Source organism: Streptomyces sp. WAC07094 (assembly GCF_036320405.1).
In the GTDB taxonomy this organism is placed as follows: Bacteria; Actinomycetota; Actinomycetes; order Streptomycetales; family Streptomycetaceae; genus Streptomyces; species Streptomyces lannensis.
On record NZ_JAVMJZ010000001.1, the window covers coordinates 686,841 to 704,709 of the forward strand.

Annotated in this window: 12 protein-coding genes; 9 read left to right on the top strand and 3 right to left on the bottom strand. The window is 71.7% G+C overall.

What is annotated here, in order from left to right; all coding sequences use genetic code 11:
* Positions 1–142: 142 nt before the first annotated feature.
* Positions 143–1,504: a lectin gene (locus RCR19_RS03085; RefSeq protein ID WP_331263632.1), complete on the bottom strand. Its 1,362-nt coding sequence runs from the start codon at positions 1,502–1,504 to the stop codon at positions 143–145.
* Positions 1,505–1,695: 191 nt separating this feature from the next.
* Complete coding sequence (locus tag RCR19_RS03090; RefSeq protein ID WP_331263633.1) at positions 1,696–2,463, bottom strand: NPP1 family protein; 768 nt, start codon at positions 2,461–2,463, stop codon at positions 1,696–1,698.
* A 186-nt stretch (positions 2,464–2,649) separates the two neighbouring features.
* On the opposite strand from RCR19_RS03090, the gene RCR19_RS03095 reads away from it, so the two are divergent.
* From RCR19_RS03095 to RCR19_RS03105, 3 genes are all read left to right on the top strand, one after another.
* Positions 2,650–4,377 carry an ATP-binding cassette domain-containing protein gene (locus RCR19_RS03095; protein ID WP_331263634.1) on the top strand — a complete coding sequence of 576 codons (1,728 nt, stop codon included), beginning with the start codon at positions 2,650–2,652 and terminating at the stop codon, positions 4,375–4,377.
* A gap of 75 nt (positions 4,378–4,452) precedes the next feature.
* Positions 4,453–5,397: an ATP-binding cassette domain-containing protein gene (locus RCR19_RS03100; protein ID WP_331263635.1), complete on the top strand. Its 945-nt coding sequence runs from the start codon at positions 4,453–4,455 to the stop codon at positions 5,395–5,397.
* On the top strand, positions 5,394–6,209 hold the full coding sequence (locus tag RCR19_RS03105; RefSeq protein WP_331263636.1) for an ABC transporter permease: 816 nt from the start codon (positions 5,394–5,396) through the stop codon (positions 6,207–6,209). Before RCR19_RS03100 ends, RCR19_RS03105 begins: the two co-directional genes overlap by 4 nt.
* Positions 6,210–6,269: 60 nt before the next feature.
* On the opposite strand, the gene RCR19_RS03110 is transcribed toward RCR19_RS03105, so the two are convergent.
* On the bottom strand, positions 6,270–7,724 hold the full coding sequence (locus RCR19_RS03110) for an aminotransferase class V-fold PLP-dependent enzyme (RefSeq protein ID WP_331263637.1): 1,455 nt from the start codon (positions 7,722–7,724) through the stop codon (positions 6,270–6,272).
* Positions 7,725–7,988: 264 nt separating this feature from the next.
* On the opposite strand from RCR19_RS03110, the gene RCR19_RS03115 reads away from it, so the two are divergent.
* From RCR19_RS03115 to RCR19_RS03140, 6 genes are all read left to right on the top strand, one after another.
* Positions 7,989–9,008, top strand: coding sequence for an LLM class flavin-dependent oxidoreductase (locus RCR19_RS03115; protein WP_331263638.1), 1,020 nt, complete (start codon positions 7,989–7,991; stop codon positions 9,006–9,008).
* A gap of 122 nt (positions 9,009–9,130) precedes the next feature.
* Positions 9,131–10,081 (top strand): TauD/TfdA family dioxygenase, encoded by a 951-nt coding sequence (locus RCR19_RS03120; RefSeq protein WP_331263639.1) that lies wholly within the window; start codon positions 9,131–9,133, stop codon positions 10,079–10,081.
* Positions 10,082–10,341: 260 nt separating this feature from the next.
* Positions 10,342–12,267 (top strand): AMP-dependent synthetase/ligase, encoded by a 1,926-nt coding sequence (locus RCR19_RS03125; protein ID WP_331263640.1) that lies wholly within the window; start codon positions 10,342–10,344, stop codon positions 12,265–12,267.
* 624 nt (positions 12,268–12,891) lie between these two features.
* Complete coding sequence (locus RCR19_RS03130; RefSeq protein ID WP_331263641.1) at positions 12,892–15,393, top strand: SpoIIE family protein phosphatase; 2,502 nt, start codon at positions 12,892–12,894, stop codon at positions 15,391–15,393.
* A gap of 158 nt (positions 15,394–15,551) precedes the next feature.
* Positions 15,552–16,811 (top strand): DUF4032 domain-containing protein, encoded by a 1,260-nt coding sequence (locus RCR19_RS03135; protein ID WP_331263642.1) that lies wholly within the window; start codon positions 15,552–15,554, stop codon positions 16,809–16,811.
* Between the two features lie 165 nt (positions 16,812–16,976).
* Positions 16,977–17,753 carry a dienelactone hydrolase family protein gene (locus RCR19_RS03140; RefSeq protein WP_331263643.1) on the top strand — a complete coding sequence of 259 codons (777 nt, stop codon included), beginning with the start codon at positions 16,977–16,979 and terminating at the stop codon, positions 17,751–17,753.
* Positions 17,754–17,869 lie beyond the last annotated feature (116 nt).

Genomic DNA, 17,869 nt, shown 5'->3' on the forward strand with positions numbered 1-17,869 from the left:
GGCGGTGACCAGCGCCAGTGCGGCTGCCGTTCCGGGGCGGACACGCCGGAGGCGGCCCGCTCCGTGGCGGAACAGGGATGGGAACACGGTTCCTCCTCGGCCGACTGCTCGCCGGCCGTTGTGGGGGTGGGGGACGGCTCGTTCAGCCGGTGTAGGAGGCGAAGACGCGCGTGTAGTCCCAGGCCTGCTGGCTCACTCCGGAGCAGCTGTCGGCCGGGCCGCCGGTGCAGGGGCGGTCACGGTTGACGGACCAGAAGGTGAGTCGCGCGAGATGGTGCTGCTGGGCGTAGCCGAGGATGGTGCGGAAGTCGGCGACGGTGACCGTCTCGTTCTGGTCGGTGATGCCGTTCATCGACGAGATGCCCATGTCGCGGTAGGCCTGGTCGTCGCTGTAGCCGTACGCGTTCTTCAGCGCCGTCTTCAGTCCTTCCGCGGCCCGCAGGGTGAGCGTGCCCATGTTCTGTCCCGCTCCGCCGAAGTCGAACGGCATGATGGTCCAGCTGTCGACCGTGAGGCCCGATCCCGCGGCCCGGTTGATCAGACTGGTGTCCGGGCCGCTCTGCCCGGTTCCGATGGTGACGTACACCTTCAGACCAGGGTTGTTGGCCTTCACCGTCTTCAGGGCGTCGACCGTGCGCTGCTGGACGGTCGGGTTGCTGTAGGCGTCGGCCTCGATGTCGATGTCGATCGCCTTGAGACCGTAGGCGTTGATGACCTTCTGGTATGCCGCCGCGAGCTCGCCGGCGCTGGAGCAGGAGCTCTCCAGCTTGTTGCCGCTGTAACCGCCGAACGACGGGATCACGTCGCCGCCGTTCGCCCGGACCGTGTTGATCGTCTGCTGGTCGACCCCTCCGGTGAGCGCACGGCCGCCGTCCCACTGGGGGTTGCAGTAGCCGTTGCTGAGCACGAAGGCCAGCGTGAACCACTTCACGCCCGTCGCGTTGGTGACGGTGGTGGGGCTCGGCGGGTCGCCCCAGCCGTTGTAGAGGTACGGGGCCACGGCCATCGGCGCGGCGGGGGCGGTGCCGCCTGACGAGGGCGCCGTCCACTTCTGGTTGGCTCCGCCCGAGCAGGTCCAGATCTGTGTCGGGGTGCCGTTGGCCGAGTTGTTGTCCGTGACGTCGAGGCACTTGTCGGCCTGGGAGTTGACGATGTCGTGCGCGGCGCTGACGGTCCACTTCTGGTTCGCGCCGCCGGTGCACGACCACAGCTGGACGCGGGCGCCGTCGGCGGTCGAATTGCCCGTCACGTCGAGACACTTGCCCAGGGCGCGAATGGTGCCGTCGGCGCCCACGGTCCACTGCTGGGCCGTGGTGCCGTTGCAGTCGTAGATCTGCACCGGGGTGCCGTTGGCGGAGTTGGCGCCGGCGACGTCGAGGCACTTGCCCGCGAGTCCGGTGATGGTTCCGGTCGCTGCGGCGGCGGGGGACGCGGACAGCGCGGTTGCGGACAGAGCCAGCAGGGACACGGCCAAGGCGGCGCGAGCGGCGGTCTGGGAGCCCATGACACTCCCTTTCTCTGCGTGGGGGGTGGGGGAGCTGTTACTTCAGACCGCGATTTAAGAAGTGAAGTAAGGGACTGTCAAGGCTTTGGTACAGACCAGTAGTTCAGGGGTTCGCCGGACGCTGATCGATGCGGACGTCCCGTACCCGGACGGTCGGCGCCCGTGAGTCACGGGCGCCGACGCGCACGCGGTCAGGCGTTGGGGTCGAACGTGATCCCGGACGGCTTGGCCTTGGCCAGGTGGGAAGCGAAGTTGTCGTCCCTCAGGCCGAAGTGGGCACTGCCGAAATCGGCCTGGCTCAACTTCTCGCGGACTCCCGCGGGGTAGCCGTTCCATCCGACCAGGGCGGGGAACTGCCAGGCGTGGTAGTGGTTCTCCGGCGGCTCGTCGTTGCTGTTTGCGGGACGGAAGCAATGGGTGCCGATGCCGTCCTTGTGATACACGACCTTCGGGTGGGTGCCGTCCCAGCGGATCTGGTCGCGGCCGTAGATGTCGAAGTCCCCGTGAGCCGAGGTGGAGACGTACTGCGCCTGGTTGTTCTGCACCCAGACGACCACGTGCTCCCAGTCGTGACGGTGACCGCCGAGGCTCGTGCCGGGGAGCGCCTGGTCCTTCTCGAAGTACAGCCCGTAGATGATGGCGCACCAGCCGTTGTTGCACTTGTAACGGGAGTACCCGTTGGTGTTGTCGAGATCCGAGGCGTCGCGGCAGTTCCCGTTGAGCGCACCGGTCGGGTTGAGACCGCCGTTGAGCGTTCCGTCGGGGCCGATGGCGGGTGTCGGGTAGCAGCCGTCCGTGTCGTAGTCGTAGGCCGGCTGGAACGTCTGCTCCAGTGCGTCCGCGTTGGCGGGCAGACCCTTCGGCGGGGCGGCCAGCGCGACGCCCGGGAAGGCGACCACGAGCGCGGCGGCGGCCGCGACGACGGCCGACGTTCTGCGGAATCTCGAGCGCTTCTGCATTTTCACTGCGTCCTCCTGAGCACGGTGGTGGGGGGTACGCGGAGCACCGTTGGCATGCCCGGAACAATCTCGTGACACACCGTGCATCAGGTGAACAACGGCGCCCCGCCGCGTGATGGGCGCTCAACGAGTAGGCGTTCAGGTCGAATTGGAGACGAACGGCCTGTGCCCTGGCATGCTGCCCGCATGCCGACCCCCATGCGCCCGCGCTCCGCCCCCACGGCCACCGCATCGTCCGAACGCATCGACGGACTGCGGATCCGGGCGCACCGGGTGGACCAGGACGTTCGGGGCGCCGGGCGCGTCCTGCGGGAGGTGTCCTTCGACGCCGACCCGGGGCGCATCACGGTGATCGTCGGCAGCAGCGGGGCGGGCAAGAGCGTGCTGCTGCAGACGCTCGCGGGCCTGCGCGCGCCGACGGGTGGGCGGGTGCTGCACGACGGCGCACCGCCCGGACGGCCGGGGCCCCGGTTCGGGTTCGTGCCGCAGGACGACGTCATCCACCGCGAGCTCCCCCTGCGGCGGACGCTGGTGTACGCGGCGGGGCTGCGCCTGCCACCGGGCACGGCTCCCGGGGACATCGACGAACGCGTGGACCGTGTGCTGGACGTCCTCTCACTCACCGACCGGGCGGACACACCCGTCGGCGCGCTCAGCGGAGGCGAACGCAAACGGGCCAGTATCGCCGCCGAGTTGCTCACCCGGCCGCGCGTGCTCTTCCTCGACGAGCCGACCTCCGGTCTGGACCCGGTGACGGCCGCGGGGCTGCTGCGCACACTGCGCTCACTCGCCGAGGACGGCACGACCGTCGTGCTCACCACACACGTCCTCGCCGACCTGCCGCGCTGCGACCGGGTCGTCTTCCTCTCCCCCACGGGCCGGCTCGCCTACACGGGCGAACCCGCCGATCTGTGCGCGGCGTTCGGCGTCGGCACGGTGGAGGAGGTCTACGAGGCCGTGGCCGGCGGCTCCCGGGCGCAGGACTCCATGACGTCGGAGGCGGGGGCCATGGACGTCTCCGACTCCGCGCCCGGCTCCGCGGCGGCCCCCACCCGGCCGCGCTCCGGTGCCGTGCGTCAGTGGCTGCTGCTGACCCGGCGGGCCGGCGCCCTGATGTGGCGGAACCGGCTGACCGCGGCCGTGCTGGCCGGATCACCCGTGATGATCGTGGCGATGTTCGTGGTCCTGTTCCGGCCGGGCGCCTTCGACGCCTCCTCACCCGATCCGGGCACCACCGCGATGATCATGTTCTGGATCGCGTTCAGCGCGTTCTTCTTCGGGCTGACGTACGGGTTGCTCCAGATCTGCACGGAACTCCCCGTGGTACGCCGGGAGTGGATCGCAGGAGTGCGGATCGGCCCCTATCTGGCCTCCAAGGTCGCCACCGTGCTGCCGCTGCTCGCGGTCGCGGACGCAACCCTGCTGGCCGTGCTGCGCGCCCTGGACCGGCTGCCCGCGGCCGGATGGGAGGTGTACGGATCGCTGTTCACCTCAGCGGTCCTGGCCTCGGCTGCCGCCCTCGCGCTCGGACTGCTCGCCTCTGCCGCGGTCGGCGAACCCGGACAGGCGACGCTGATGCTGCCCCTGCTGTGCTTTCCGCAGGTGCTGTTCTCGGGCGCGTTCGTGCCGGTGCCGCGAATGCCGCTGCCCGGCGAGGTCATCAGCTGGGCCATGACCAACCGCTGGGCCTTCGAGGCGCTCGGCAGCGGGGTCGGTCTGGAGCCGCTGTGGCGCCGGGGAGCCTCACCGCTGGGGCCGCCGCTGCTGCGCTCGTACGGCGACACCTTCGCGCATCCGGCGGCCCGCGGCTGGCTGGTCCTCGCCGGGTTCGCGCTGCTCCTCCTCGGCGTCACCTGGGCCGTCCTCGCCCGCAAGTGCCGGGAGGGAGCCGTACGGAGCCGGGCCGGAGGCTGAGCGCGGGACTCACGGACCCTCCGGCCGGAGCAGTCCCGCGCGACAGGCGCACGGGCGCGTACGAGGGTGGAGTGCATGATCGAGGCCCATTCCCTCACCAAGCGCTACGGCGAGCACACCGCCGTCGACGATTTGAGCTTCACCGTACGACCCGGCGTGGTCACGGGATTCCTCGGGCCGAACGGAGCGGGGAAGTCCACCACGATGCGGATGCTCCTCGGCCTGGACGCCCCCACCTCGGGCCGGGCCGCGGTCAACGGCAGGAAGTACGCCGAGCACCGGGCACCGCTGCACGAGGTGGGCGCGATGCTCGAAGCGCGCGCCGTCCACACCGGGCGCAGCGCCTACCACCATCTGCTGGCACTCGCCGCTACGACCGGGATCTCCAGGCGCCGGGTGAACGAGGTGATCGACCTGGTCGGACTGAGCGCGGTCGCGGGGAAACGGGTCGGCGGCTTCTCCCTGGGCATGGGCCAGCGGCTCGGTATCGCCGGCGCGCTGCTGGGCGACCCGGCGACGGTGATCCTCGACGAGCCCGTCAACGGCCTGGACCCGGAGGGGATCCTGTGGATCCGCAATCTGCTCAAAGGGCTTGCCGGCGAGGGGCGCACGGTCCTGGTCTCGTCACACCTGATGTCGGAGATGGCGCTGACGGCCGAACACCTGATCGTGATCGGGCGGGGACGACTGATCGCGGACACCTCGGTGGCTCAGTTCGTCGCCCGGGCCGCCGGAGACGTGGTGCGCGTGCGCACCGACGAGTCGGACAGGCTGCGCGCGCTGCTGGCCGGACCGGACGTGACGGTCGCCGCGCAGGAGGCGGGCGTGCTCCAGGTGACCGGGCTGAGCAGTGACCGGATCGGACGCCTCGCGGCGGAGCACGGTGTCGCGCTGGCGGAACTGACTCCGCAGCAGGCCTCGCTCGAGGAGGCGTTCATGGAACTGACCCGGGACGCCGTGGAGTACCAGGCACCCGATGCCCGGCTCATCGGCACGGGCGGGAAAGGACTGGCGGCATGACCACGGCATCGGCGATCCCCGCCGCCGAGCGGGGCAGGGTCACCCAGCTGAAGGTGATCCGTTCCGAGTGGATCAAACTGCGGTCGCTGCGCTCCACCCTCTTCACACTGCTGGCCGCGGTCCTCGCCATGGTGGGACTCGGCTGTCTGTTCAGCTACTTCACCTCGGCACGCTGGGACCGTCTGCCACCGCAGGAGCGGCTCGCCTTCGATCCGACGCTGGTCAGTCTGCGCGGCATCTACCTGGCCCAGCTGGCGGTCGGGGTGCTGGGCGTCCTCGTGATCAGCGGCGAGTACACGACGGGAATGATCCGGTCCTCGCTCTCCGCGGTGCCGCGTCGCCTGCCGGTGCTGTGGGCCAAGGCCCTGGTGTACGCGTCCGTGGCCTGGGGTCTGATGACGATCGCCTCGCTCGCGGCGTTCCTGGCGGGGCAGGCGGCGCTCTCCGGCCGGCATCTGAACACGTCGCTGGGCGAACCCGGGGTGCTGCGCGCGGTCCTCGGAGCCGGTCTGTATCTGACTGTCGTGGGGGTGATCGGAGTGGCGTTCGGCGCGCTGTTCCGCAACACGGCGGGTGGGATCGCCACCCTCTTCGGCCTCCTGATGGTGCTTCCCGTGCTCGCCCAGGCGCTCCCGTCGTCGTGGCTCGACGAGGTCAACCCGTATCTGCCCAACACCGCAGGGCAGGGCCTGATCCACGTCCAGCAGATGCCCCACACCCTGGCGCCCTGGACCGGCTTCGCGGTGTTCTGCCTGTACGCACTGGTGGCACTGGCCGGGTCCGGGCTGGCCCTCGGACGAAGGGACGCCTGACCCGGCGCGGTGCCGGCCTGCGCAGCCTCACGGCCGGCCCGGCCCCGGCCGACGGACCTCTCAGCAGCCCACGCGGGCGGTCAGCCCGGTCGTGCCCGGTGTCCTGTCCCGGTAGGTCTCCTCGACGAACCGCAGGAACGTGTCCACGTCCTCCGGCCGCGACGACAGGCCGAGGGAGACCCGGACGGCGCCCGCCGAGGGCAGGTGCAGCAGCTCCAGATAGTCCTCGAGGGACCGCGGACGGGTGCGGGCCGCCGCCCGCAGACGGGGCAGCGGCAGCGCGAAGGCCGCCTCACCGGCTCCGGGGTTGCAGAAGCAACCGGTACGCAGGGAGATCCCGCGGGCCGCGCTGTCCCGTGTGACGATCCGCTCGTCCACGACACGGCCGTCCGCCCCGAGCACGTTCAGCGCGACGGTACCGCCGCGGTCCGGCTCTCCGGCCCCGGGGCCGTACACCCTGACCAGGGGCGAACGGTCGCTGTGGCGCAATCCGCCGAGGCCGGCGAGCAACCGGTCCGTGAGCGCGGCCACATGCGTGTGCACCCGGTGCACTCCGATCCGGTCGATCCAGTCGAGTCCGGCGGTGACATCCGGTATGGAGAGGAAGTTGACGGTGCCGTCCTCGAACGCCGCCTCGTCGGAGGCCAGGACGTGCCACTGCGCCTGTGCGCTGACCGCGTATATCGTGCCGCCCGAGAACCAGGGGCGGCGCAGCCGGGCGAGCGCCTCCTTGCGTGCGATCAGGCTGCCCACGCCGGTGGGGTGACCGAAGACCTTGTACCAACTGACCACGGTGAAGTCCGGATGGAACCGGCTCAGGTCCAGCGTGTTCGTGGGGACGAAGGCGGCGGCGTCCAGCAGCACGTCGTAGCCACGCTCCCGGGCGCGGGCGATCCACTCCAACGAGTGCTGCACTCCGGTGAAGTTGCTCTGCGCAGGATAGGCCAGCAGCCCGCGCCGGCGAGCGCGTCCGGGCAGCAGCCCGCGCCCGGCGGTGGTCAACGCGGCCTCGAGCCGCTGCTCGTCGAGCCTCAGGGCGGGTCCTGCCACGGGAACGTACGCGGTGGCCGCTCCCCTCGCACGGGCGTACTCGCGCAGGCCGTTCACGGAGTTGTGGTTGTCCAGCGCCATCACCAGCCTGCTGCGCCGATCGAACGGATAGGCCTCGCCCACCAGGCGCAGCGCGCCCGTCGCGTTCGGTGTGAAGATCACCGCGTACTCGCCGGGGTCCGCGCGGAAGTGGCGCAGCACCGCCTGCCGGGCCTCCGAGAGCAGCAGGCCCGAGGCGCGTGAGGCGGGGCTCTCCGAGTGCGGGTTGCCGAAGAGGGCACCGGTGATCCGCGCCGCGCTCCCGCTGACGAGGGAGCGCGGGGGCAGGCCGGCCCCCGTGTGGTCCAGATAGGTGTGCCCCCCGGCGTCGAGGTAGCCGAACTCGCGGGCACGTAAGCGTGCGAAGTCCCGCGCCTCCTCGTACCCGTCGCCGTGCGTGCCGTCGATGGTCCGTACGTCCGCCACGATCCCCCCTGTGTCCTGCCTGCCCGGGCCGTCGCGTGCCGTGCCCTTGTCTTCGGCATCTTCCGCCCGGCCGGCGACGGGACCACCCGCCCGGCGCAAGCGGTGTCCGCCCCCGCGGAGCCTTCCCCGGGCCGCCACGCTTCACGTCCGTCACTGTGGCCCCTACGGCACCACGGCCCTGTCACACCCCCGCAACGATCACCTGCGAGAATCGAACACAGCACCGCCGTACGGCAGACATGCCACGGATCCTGGAGGAGCCCTGTGCCGCCGACCTCGCAACCGCTGCAGAAGCTGGGATTCCTCACCATCGGCCTGTTCGACGAGGCCGATCCCCGTCGCGGGCACGAGTCGACGCTGGAGATCATCGAACTGGGCGAGCGGCTCGGCTTCGACAGCGCCTGGGTGCGCCACCGCCATCTGCAGTTCGGGATCTCCTCGCCGGTCGCCGTGCTCGCGGCCGCCACCCAGCGTACGCAGCGGATCGAGCTCGGGACCGCGGTCATACCACTGGGCTGGGAGAACCCGCTGCGCCTCGCCGAGGACCTGGCCACCGTCGACATCCTGTCCGGCGGCCGGCTCAACCCCGGCATCAGCGTCGGCCCCCCGATGCACTATGACCAGGTCAAGCAGGCGCTCCACCCGGACACCGCCGGCATGGAGGACTTCGGCTACGAACGCGTGCAGCGGTTGCTGGACTTCGTGCGCGGGAAGCCGGCCACCGACTTCAGCGGTGTCGAGGGCTTCGAGGTGTTCTCCGAGCGGGTCCAGCCGCACTCCCCCGGCCTGGGCAGGCGCATGTGGTACGGCGGCGGGAGCCTCCGCTCGGCACGGTGGGCGGGCGAACACGGGATGAACCTGCTGACCAGCAGTGTCGTGAAGGCGGAGGAGTCGGAGGACTTCGCCGAGGTGCAGCTCTCGCACATCCGCGCGTTCCGCGCCCATCACCCCGAGGGCGAGCGCGCCCGGGTCTCGCAGGGGCTCGTCGTGATCCCCACCGACAGTGCGACGTCCGAACAGCGCGCCAGGTACGAGGAGTTCGCGGCGAAGCGGATGGCGCGCACGGCAACGCCGCAGGGCCCCGGCCGGCTGATGTTCGCGCCCGACCTCGTCGGCCCGTCCGGGCAGATCGCCGAACAGCTGTATGCGCACACCGCGTTCCGGGAGGTCCACGAGGTGGCGTTCGCCCTGCCGTTCACGTTCGAGCACGAGGACTACGTACAGATCCTCACGGACATCGCCACCCGGCTGGGACCGGCGCTCGGCTGGCGGCCGGCCCTCTGAGCCCCGGGCGGCGGCGCGGCCCCGGTCACGTCCCGCCGGACCGCCCGTGCGATCTTTCGCACGGGCGGCCGACAGGCGATGCTTGCCCCGAGAGGTCCGCACGAACGACGGACGGAGCCGGCATGACCGGGGACAGCGGTACGGAGATCGAGCCGAGGCCCGTCGCGGGCCATATCGGCGCCGAGATCACGGGGGTCGATCTGGCCGGCGACCTGGACGACGCGGCGGTCGCCGCCATCCGGTCCGCCGTGCTGCGCTGGAAGGTCGTGTTCTTCCGGGACCAGGAGCTCGACCACGCCGCACACATCGCGCTCGCCCGTCGGTTCGGCGAACCGGTGATCCTGGGCAAGCGCGGGAGCGCCTCACCGCAGGACCACCCCGAGGTGGAGACCACGGCCGACCGGCTGGAGCTCGGCGGGCGCTACGGCATGGATCACGACGAATGGCTGCGCCGCAGGCGGCACTCGCTGCTGAGGGGCTGGCACTGCGACCACGGTGCCCGTGTCGATCCGCCCGCCGCTACCATCCTGCGCGCCGAGACGGTGCCGCCCTACGGCGGGGACACCCAGTGGTCCAACCTGGCGGCCGCCTACGCCGGGCTCTCGGAGCCGCTACGGGCCTTCGCCGACGGGCTGCGCGCCGAGCACCGGCTGGGCGTCGGCTACCAGGCGCGGCCCGGCGACGACGCCTATCTGCGGCATCTCCTCGACCATCAGGTGGCGACGGAGCACCCGCTCGTACGAGTGCATCCCGAGACGGGCGAACGGGTGCTGTTCGTGAACGGCTACTACCTCGAGCAGATCACGGGCCTCTCGCGCGCCGAGAGCGCACACGTCCTGCAACTGCTCCTGGAGCAGGCCACGCGTCCCGAGTACACGGTCCGCTTCCGCTGGGAACCGGGCAGCGTCGCCTTCTGGGACAACCGGGCCACCATCCACCTCGCCCCCGGGGATCTGGTCACCCCCGGGCATCCCCGGATCATGCACCGCGTGATGCTCGCCGGAGACGTACCGGTGGGGCCCGACGGCAAGCCCTCGGCGCCCATCACCGGTACGGAGCCCGGCCGTTGGTGACGCGGCGCGGGAGGCCGCCGGCGCTCCGAGCCGGCCGTTCAAGGCGTCGTCGCCGCGCAGACGCCCCGCGCACGGACGGAGCGGTGGACCGGGGGGTGTTCGCTGCGGCGAATCCTCCGTCCGCGACCGGAACCTCCTGCTGCCACTTCCCGTGAGTTCCTTGTCGTATTCCGCCGCACCCGGCGGCAACCTGGGCTAGATTCGAGCACCGCCGATCCCGCATCCATCGGCGACGTCGCAGAGAGACTCGGGGGCGGCGCATGCGCGACTTGGGGAACGTCCGGGCGGCCGCCCAGGACACCACCGGATGGCCCGTCATGACCGGAGGGCTCGCCGACAGCGTCTTCGACCGGGCGGCCCGGGACCCGCTTCTGCCACAGATCGCCCGTCGTGGCGCCGACGGCACCTGGACGACGGTGACCGCGATCGAGCTGCGGGACGAAGTGGTCGATCTGGCCAAGGGACTCGTCGCCTCGGGCATCCGTCCCGGCGACCGGGTGGCCATCATGGCGCGCACCCGTTACGAGTGGACCGTGCTCAGCTGCGCCCTGTGGGCGGTCGGGGCCGAGGTCGTGCCGATCTACCCGACGTCCTCGCACGAACAGGTCGAGTGGATCCTCAGGGACTCGGACTCGGTCGCCGTGCTGGTCGAGGACGAGCACGGAGTGATGACCGTGGGGTCCGTGTGCGCCTCGCTGCCCCGGCTGCGCCACGTCTGGCAGTTGGACACCGGCGCGCTCAAGGCACTCGTGGAGCGCGGCCGTCCGGTACCGGCCACGACCGTGGACTCGTTGCGCCGGATCGTGCTGCCCGACTCGACGGCGGTCATCGCCTACACCTCGGGCACGTCCGGACACCCCCGCGGATGCGCGCTCAGCCATCGTAATCTGGCCGGCGCCGGCGACACGAGGTTGGCCGGCTGGGGTCACACCTGGGCTCCGCCCGGCGAGCAGCCGTCCACCGTCGTGTTCCTGCCCTTCTCCCATGTGTACGGGCTGATGGTCCAGGTGCTCTGCCTGCGGGGCGGTCTGCTCATGGGCCACGAACCCGAACTCCGCGCGGACGTCCTCGCCGAGTCCCTGCTGACCTTCCGTCCCACCTACTTGTGCGCGGTCCCGTTCGTCTTCGAGAAGCTCTACAAGAACGCCCTCCGCGCCGCCCAGCAGGCGGGCCGGGGAGCCCTGTTCGAGCGGGCCGTGCGCACGGCGCAGGACTACGCCCTGGCGACGGAGCGGCAGCGGCTGGGCACGGGGCCCGGACCCGGTCTCGACCTGAAGCTCCAGCACAGCCTCTACGAGAAGGCGGTCTACCGGAAGGTGCGCGCCGCCCTCGGCGGGCGGGTGTGCGGCGCCGTGTCCGGCGGATCGCCGCTCAGCCGTGAACTCGCCCTGTTCTACGAGGGGATCGGCATCCACGTGCACGACGGGTACGGACTGACCGAGACGGGCGGAGGGATCACTGCCCAGCCGCTCGGGCGGGAGAAGTCCGGCACCGTCGGGCTCCCGCTGCCGGGCATCGACGTGCAGGTGGCACCGGACGGGGAGATCCTCGTACGCGGCCCCTCGGTCTTCCAGGGGTACGTGAACGACGATCTGGGCACACACGCGGCGCTGCGCGAGGGCTGGCTGGCGACGGGCGACCTCGGGCACATCGATCCGGAGGGATACCTGTCCATCACGGGCCGCAAGAAGGACATCATCGTCACGAGCGGCGGGAAGAGCGTCGCCCCGGCGGCCCTCGAGGAGCGGCTGCGCATGCACCCGCTCATCCACCAGGCGGTGGTCGTCGGCGACAACCGGCCCTGCGTGGGTGCCCTGATCACCTTGGACCCGGAGTTCGTGGCGCACTGGCGCGGCTCGCTGTTCATGCCGGGGGAAGCCCCGGCGGGCGAGGCGCGGGAGGCGAACGCGCTGCGCCAGGAGGTCGCCCGTGCCGTGGCCGCCGCGAACACCACGGTGTCGCGGTCCGAGTCCATCCGGGTCTTCCGCGTCCTTCCGGAGCCCTTCGATGTGTCCAACGGACTCCTGACCCCGTCGATGAAGCTGCGCAGGGACGCCATCGCGCACCGGTACGCGGTCGAGATCGACGGGATGTACCACTCCGCGTCGCGGGTTCCACGGGAGCGGAGGTCCGAGGAACTTCCCCTGTGGGACGACTCCGACGACGTGTTCCGACGCACGAGGTGAGCGGGTGTCAGCCGCTGCGCGGCGGGTCGTGGGGCGGGCACGCACCGCCGCCGCGCCGACCGGCCGACCGTAGGCGCCCCCTCGGACGGCGAATCCGGCTTCGGCGGCCCCCTACGTCGTGAGCCGGCAGCGGCGACGCCGCCCGGCGCGCTGCCGGTCACGCCCGGGGGCCGGTATGGCGGGTGGCCACCGCCACCGCGCCGACCGGTCGGCGGTGCCCCCGCGGACGGCGACCCCGGCAGCGCCCGCCCGACACCTGCCGGTCCCGGCAGGTCATGCGGCCGACGCTCACCACCGGCGCGCCCACCGGCCGACCGTGGTCACCCTCCGCACACGGCGGTCCCGCCTCCGCGGCCCCACGCGTCGCAAACGGAATCGGCAGGCCCGCACGACACGCTGCCGGGCCCGGCACGGCCAGGCCCGGGCCCTCGCCCCGGCGCATACTCCCGGACCGCCCGCCGCGGACTACGGACCGCGCTGCCCCGCGACCGGCTTCGCCGCGCCGCAGGTGTCGGGTGCGACGGCCGCGGCCCCCTTACCGAGCCGTCCGGATGCGCGTCGGGGGCAGTACGGCGCATTCTTGCTGTGATACCTCACCCGACGGCTCGGGACGAAGGCAGACCGATGCAAGGGAGCGCCGAGCGCGTGGACAGCGCACCCGGGACACCGACCGCTGTGCTGACCGGCGCCGTGACGGACGCGATCCAGGCCGTGGCCGGCTTCGCGGGCGGGGTCTACCTGCGCGCCGGCACGCCCGCGGTACTGCGCCTCGCGGTGCTCGCCGGGCTGCCGGGACCGCTGTTCCGGCCGTGGTCGCGAGTGCACATGGACCGGCAGCTTCCCGTCGCGGACGCCTACCGGCTCCGCACACCCGTCGTGCTCACCGATGCCGAGGACACGATGCGGCGCTACCCGCAGATGGCGGCCGGGCTGCCGTTCCGCTTCGGTTCGATGTACGTGCCCGTCATGAGCGGTACAACGGCGTACGGCGTCCTGGCTGTGCTGAGACCCCCGCTCCCCGAGGCCCCCGAGGCGCTGCCCCACCGGGCCAGGGTCACGGCGGTCGCGGAGCGCCTGGGGGGCGCCCTGCGCGCCCTGGAACAGGACGGGGTCCCGTTGCACTGGGACGGGGACCCGATGGGCGTACGGCTGCCCTCCCGCGGTCTGCCCGAGGGCTTCATCGGGCACTTCGTCTGGGACCCCAGCGACTCCTCGGTCACCGCCGACGCCACGTTCTGGGACATGACCGGCGGCGCCAAGGACGACGCGGCCCGCTCACCCGAGGCCCTCGCCTCGGCCATCTCCCCCGACGACGCGCATCTGGTGCTCGGCGCGCTGCGGGAGACCGCCGCCGGCTCACCGCCGTCGCGTCCGCTCGGTGTGCGCACCGAGAACGGCGGTCATCTGATGCTGGAGTTCTGGACCGAGGGATCGACCCGGCGTGGGTACCGCGTCGGCGGACTGGTGATCGACCGGGGGGCGGGGCAGGCGGCCCGGGAGGCCACCGATCTGCTGCCCGACGGTCTCTTCGCCTTCGACCGCCTCGGCCTGATCACCTACGCCAACCCGAGCGCCGCCGACCTGCTGGGCCGGCCGCAGGCCGAGCTCGTCGGCCGGACCCTGTGGGACGCCGTCCCCTGGCTGGAGCGCCCCGCCTACGAGGAACGGCTGAGAGCGGCCCTGATCACGCCGGAGCCGGTGCACTTCCATGTGCAGCGCCCCGGCTCGGGCACCGTACGGGGCGGGGACGGGGACTGGCTCACCCTCTCGGTCTATCCCGGCGCGGACGTCCTGACCTGCCGGATGGTGCCGCTCGGACACACCGCGGAGCCGCCCTCCATGGGTGAGCCCGCGGCGCCGGAGGGACCGCTGTCGGTCGGGGAGACCCCCACCCCCGTGTACCGGCCCATCGTGCTGGCGATGGCCCTGTCCGAGGCCGTCACCGCGCGCCAGGTGTCCGAGGTGGTGATGCGGGAGTTGCTGCCCGCCTTCGGCGGGACCCGGCTGGCCATCTACCTGATGCAGGAGCGGCATCTGCACCTGGCCTGGGAGACCGGTTTCCCGCCGCGGTTCCTCTCGCAGTTCGACGGCGTGGGTCTCGACGCCAAACTGCCGGGCGTGGAGACGCTCAATTCCGGCCGACCGCTGTTCTTCGAATCGATGCAGCAACTGGAGGCCGCCTATCCGGACATGCCGCTCGACACGCCGGTGGGCTCGCGGGCGTTCCTGCCGCTGATCGCCTCCGGGCGGCCGGTCGGTGCATGTGTGCTCGGCTTCGAACGGCCGCGCACCTACAGCGCCGAGGTGCGCACGGTGCTCACCGCGCTCGCCGGTCTGATCGCCCAGGCCCTGGAGCGGGCCCGGCTCTACGACTCCGAAGCCGCACTGGCGCGCGGTCTGCAGGAGGCACTGCTCCCGCACCGGCTTTCGGAGCATCCGCAGGTGGAGACGGAGGGTTGCTATCTTCCCGGCACCCAGGGCATGGATGTCGGCGGCGACTGGTACGACGTCGTCGAGGCCGGCGACGGCCTGGCCCTGGTCATCGGAGACGTACAGGGCCACGGAGTTCAGGCGGCCGCCACGATGGGCCAACTGCGCAGCGCGGTACGGGCGTTCGCGCTCCGCGACAACGCCCCGCACCAGGTGATGGGCGGCACCAACCGGCTGCTCATCGACCTCGATCCCGGCCAGTTCGCGAGCTGCTGCTACATCCGGCTGGACCCGGACACCGGGTACGCACGCGCCGTACGGGCCGGGCACACGCAGCCGCTGCTGCGCCATCCGGACGGCCGGGCGGAGGTCCTCGATCTGCCCGGCGGGCTGGTGCTCGGGGTGGATCCGCAGGCCCGCTATCCGGTGACACATCTGCGACTGGAACCCGGGGCCGTCCTGGCGCTCTACACCGACGGGCTCGTCGAGCAACCGGGACACGACATCGACGAAGGGGTCGAGGCCCTGCGCAGGGCTCTCGCGGGCGACAGTTCGGCCCACGGGCCCGGCCCCTCCCTGTCGGACATCGGGGACCGGCTCATGGAACGTGCCCGGCGGGCCACCGACCGCCCGGACGACATCGCGCTCCTGCTCGCCACACGTCGCCACGAGCCTCCCGGCACCGCCCACGCGTAGCGCCGGGCGTCCTCTCGTCCAGCCCCGCCGTCCCGGCCTCCGTCATGCGCCACCGGCGTTCCCGTCCATGATCCGGCCGCATGTTGACGCGGGCGCCGTACGGGTGCGGTGATGCTCCTCGGCACGACGACCGACCATGAGGCGAGGACAGTCCTTCGATGGCTCTGCAGATCAGCGCGACCAATCCGGAGCACCCCGCGCTCCTGCTCGACCTGCCCTGGCAACTGCCTCTGGAGCAGTGGCCCGAGCAGGTTCTCGTACCGCTGCCGCGCGGCATCTCCCGGCACGTGGTGCGCTACGCGCGGGCCGGCTCGGAGGTCGTGGCGGTCAAGGAACTGGCCGAGCGGCCCGCGGTGCGGGAGTTCGAGCTGCTGCGGGACCTGGACCGGCTCGGCATCCCGGCGGTGGACCCGCTCGCCGTGGTCACCGGCCGCGCCGACGGGGACGGTGAACCCCTCGAACCGGTGCTGATCACCCGGCATCTGGGCGGTTCGATGCCCTACCGGTCGATGTTCGAGACGACGCTGCGGCCCGCCACCATGCACCGGCTGATGGACGCGCTCGCCGTGCTTCTTGTGCGACTGCATCTCGCCGGATTCGCCTGGGGCGACTGCTCGCTCTCCAACACCCTGTTCCGGCGGGACGCGGGCGCGTACGCCGCGTATCTGGTGGATGCCGAGACCGGGGAGCTGCATCCGAGGCTGAGCTCCGGACAGCGCGAATACGACCTCGATCTCGCACGCGTCAACATCAGCGGCGAGCTGCTGGACCTGGAGGCGTCCGGGGCGCTGCATCCGTCCGTGGACGCCATCGAGTTCGGCGCGGAGATCTGCGAGCGGTACACCCGGCTGTGGGAGGAGCTGACCCGCACATCGGTGTATCCGGCCGGCAAGTACCACTACATCGACCGCCGGGTCCGACGGCTGAACGACCTCGGGTTCGACGTCGCGGAGATGCAGATCGGGCACTCCAGCAACGGCGACACGGTCACGTTCGTCCCGAAGGTCGTCGACGCGGGGCACCACCAGCGGCAGCTGCTCAGGCTGACCGGACTCGACACCGAGGAGAACCAGGCCCGGCGGCTGCTCACCGACCTCGAGAGCTGGATGGCCACGCAGGACGACTACGCGCCCGGCGATCCCCTCGCCGCCCGGCCCGAGGTACTGGCCCACCGCTGGGTGCGGGACGTCTTCCGGCCCACGGTGCGCGCCGTGCCGCCGGAACTGCGGGGCTCGATGGATCCCGCCGAGCTGTACCACGAACTCCTCGAACACCGCTGGTACTTGTCCGAGCGGGCCCAGCACGACATCGGTCTGGACACCGCCGTCGAGGACTACGTCGCGAACATCCTGCCCCGGGTCCGCGGGACGCTGTCCGATGCCGTGGACGAGGACACGCCGACACCTCCCTCCGCCTGACGGGACCGTCCTCCGCCCGAACGCCCCACGCGATTCGTTCCGCGTGCCGTTCCGCCGCGCCGATGATCCCCGGGCGCGGGACCGCCGGCCGGCGTTGCGATGATGGCGCCCGAAGGCCCGGCCGGATCGCCATAGGCCGGATGACGAAAGTCAGGAGAACAGCACATGACCTCCACCTGTGGGACGTCCGTGGACATCCCCACTCAGGACGGCACTGCCGACGCCTACCTGGCCTACCCGGACGACGGCAGCCCCCACCCCGCGGTTCTGCTCTACATGGACGCCTTCGGTCTGCGCCCGAACCTGAAGCAGATGGCCGACCGCCTCGCCGGGAACGGCTACACCGTCCTCGTACCCAACGTCTTCTACCGGCACGGCCGGGCGCCCGTCGTCGAACTGCCCGAGTTCATCGACACGGCCGAGCGCCCGGAGATCTTGCAGCAGATCAGCCCGCTCGTGCGGGCCCTGACGCCCGAGGTGGTCGAACGCGACGCGGACGCCTATCTGCGCTGGCTCGCCGACTGTCCCCAGGCCGCCGACGGTCCGATCGGCATCACCGGTTACTGCATGGGCTCCCGGCTGGCACTGCGCACCGCCGGTACGCATCCCGACCGGGTCGCCGCCGTGGCCGGGTTCCACGGCGGACAGCTGGCGACCGACGCCCCGGACAGCCCTCATCTGGTGGCCGACCGCGTCACCGCCGAGGTCTACTTCGGCCACGCCGACCAGGACGCCTCGATGCCGCCCGAGCAGATCGAGCGGCTGGACAAGGCGCTCACGGAGGCGGGCGTCCGCCACCGCAGCGAGGTGTACCCCGGCGCCCACCACGGCTACACCCAGGCCGACACCTCGAGCTACGACGCCGAGGCGGCGGACCGCCACTGGAGCGAGCTGCTCGCGCTCCTGGACCGCACCCTGCGGCGCACCGACGGCGCATCGTAGGTCCACCGCCGGGACGGCGGGCCATCGGGCCCGCCGTCCCGGCGGCCGCCCGGCGCAGCAGATCCAACAGGCCCGTCCACGAGGTACGGCGGCCAGGGAATCCGCCCCGGCGGGCC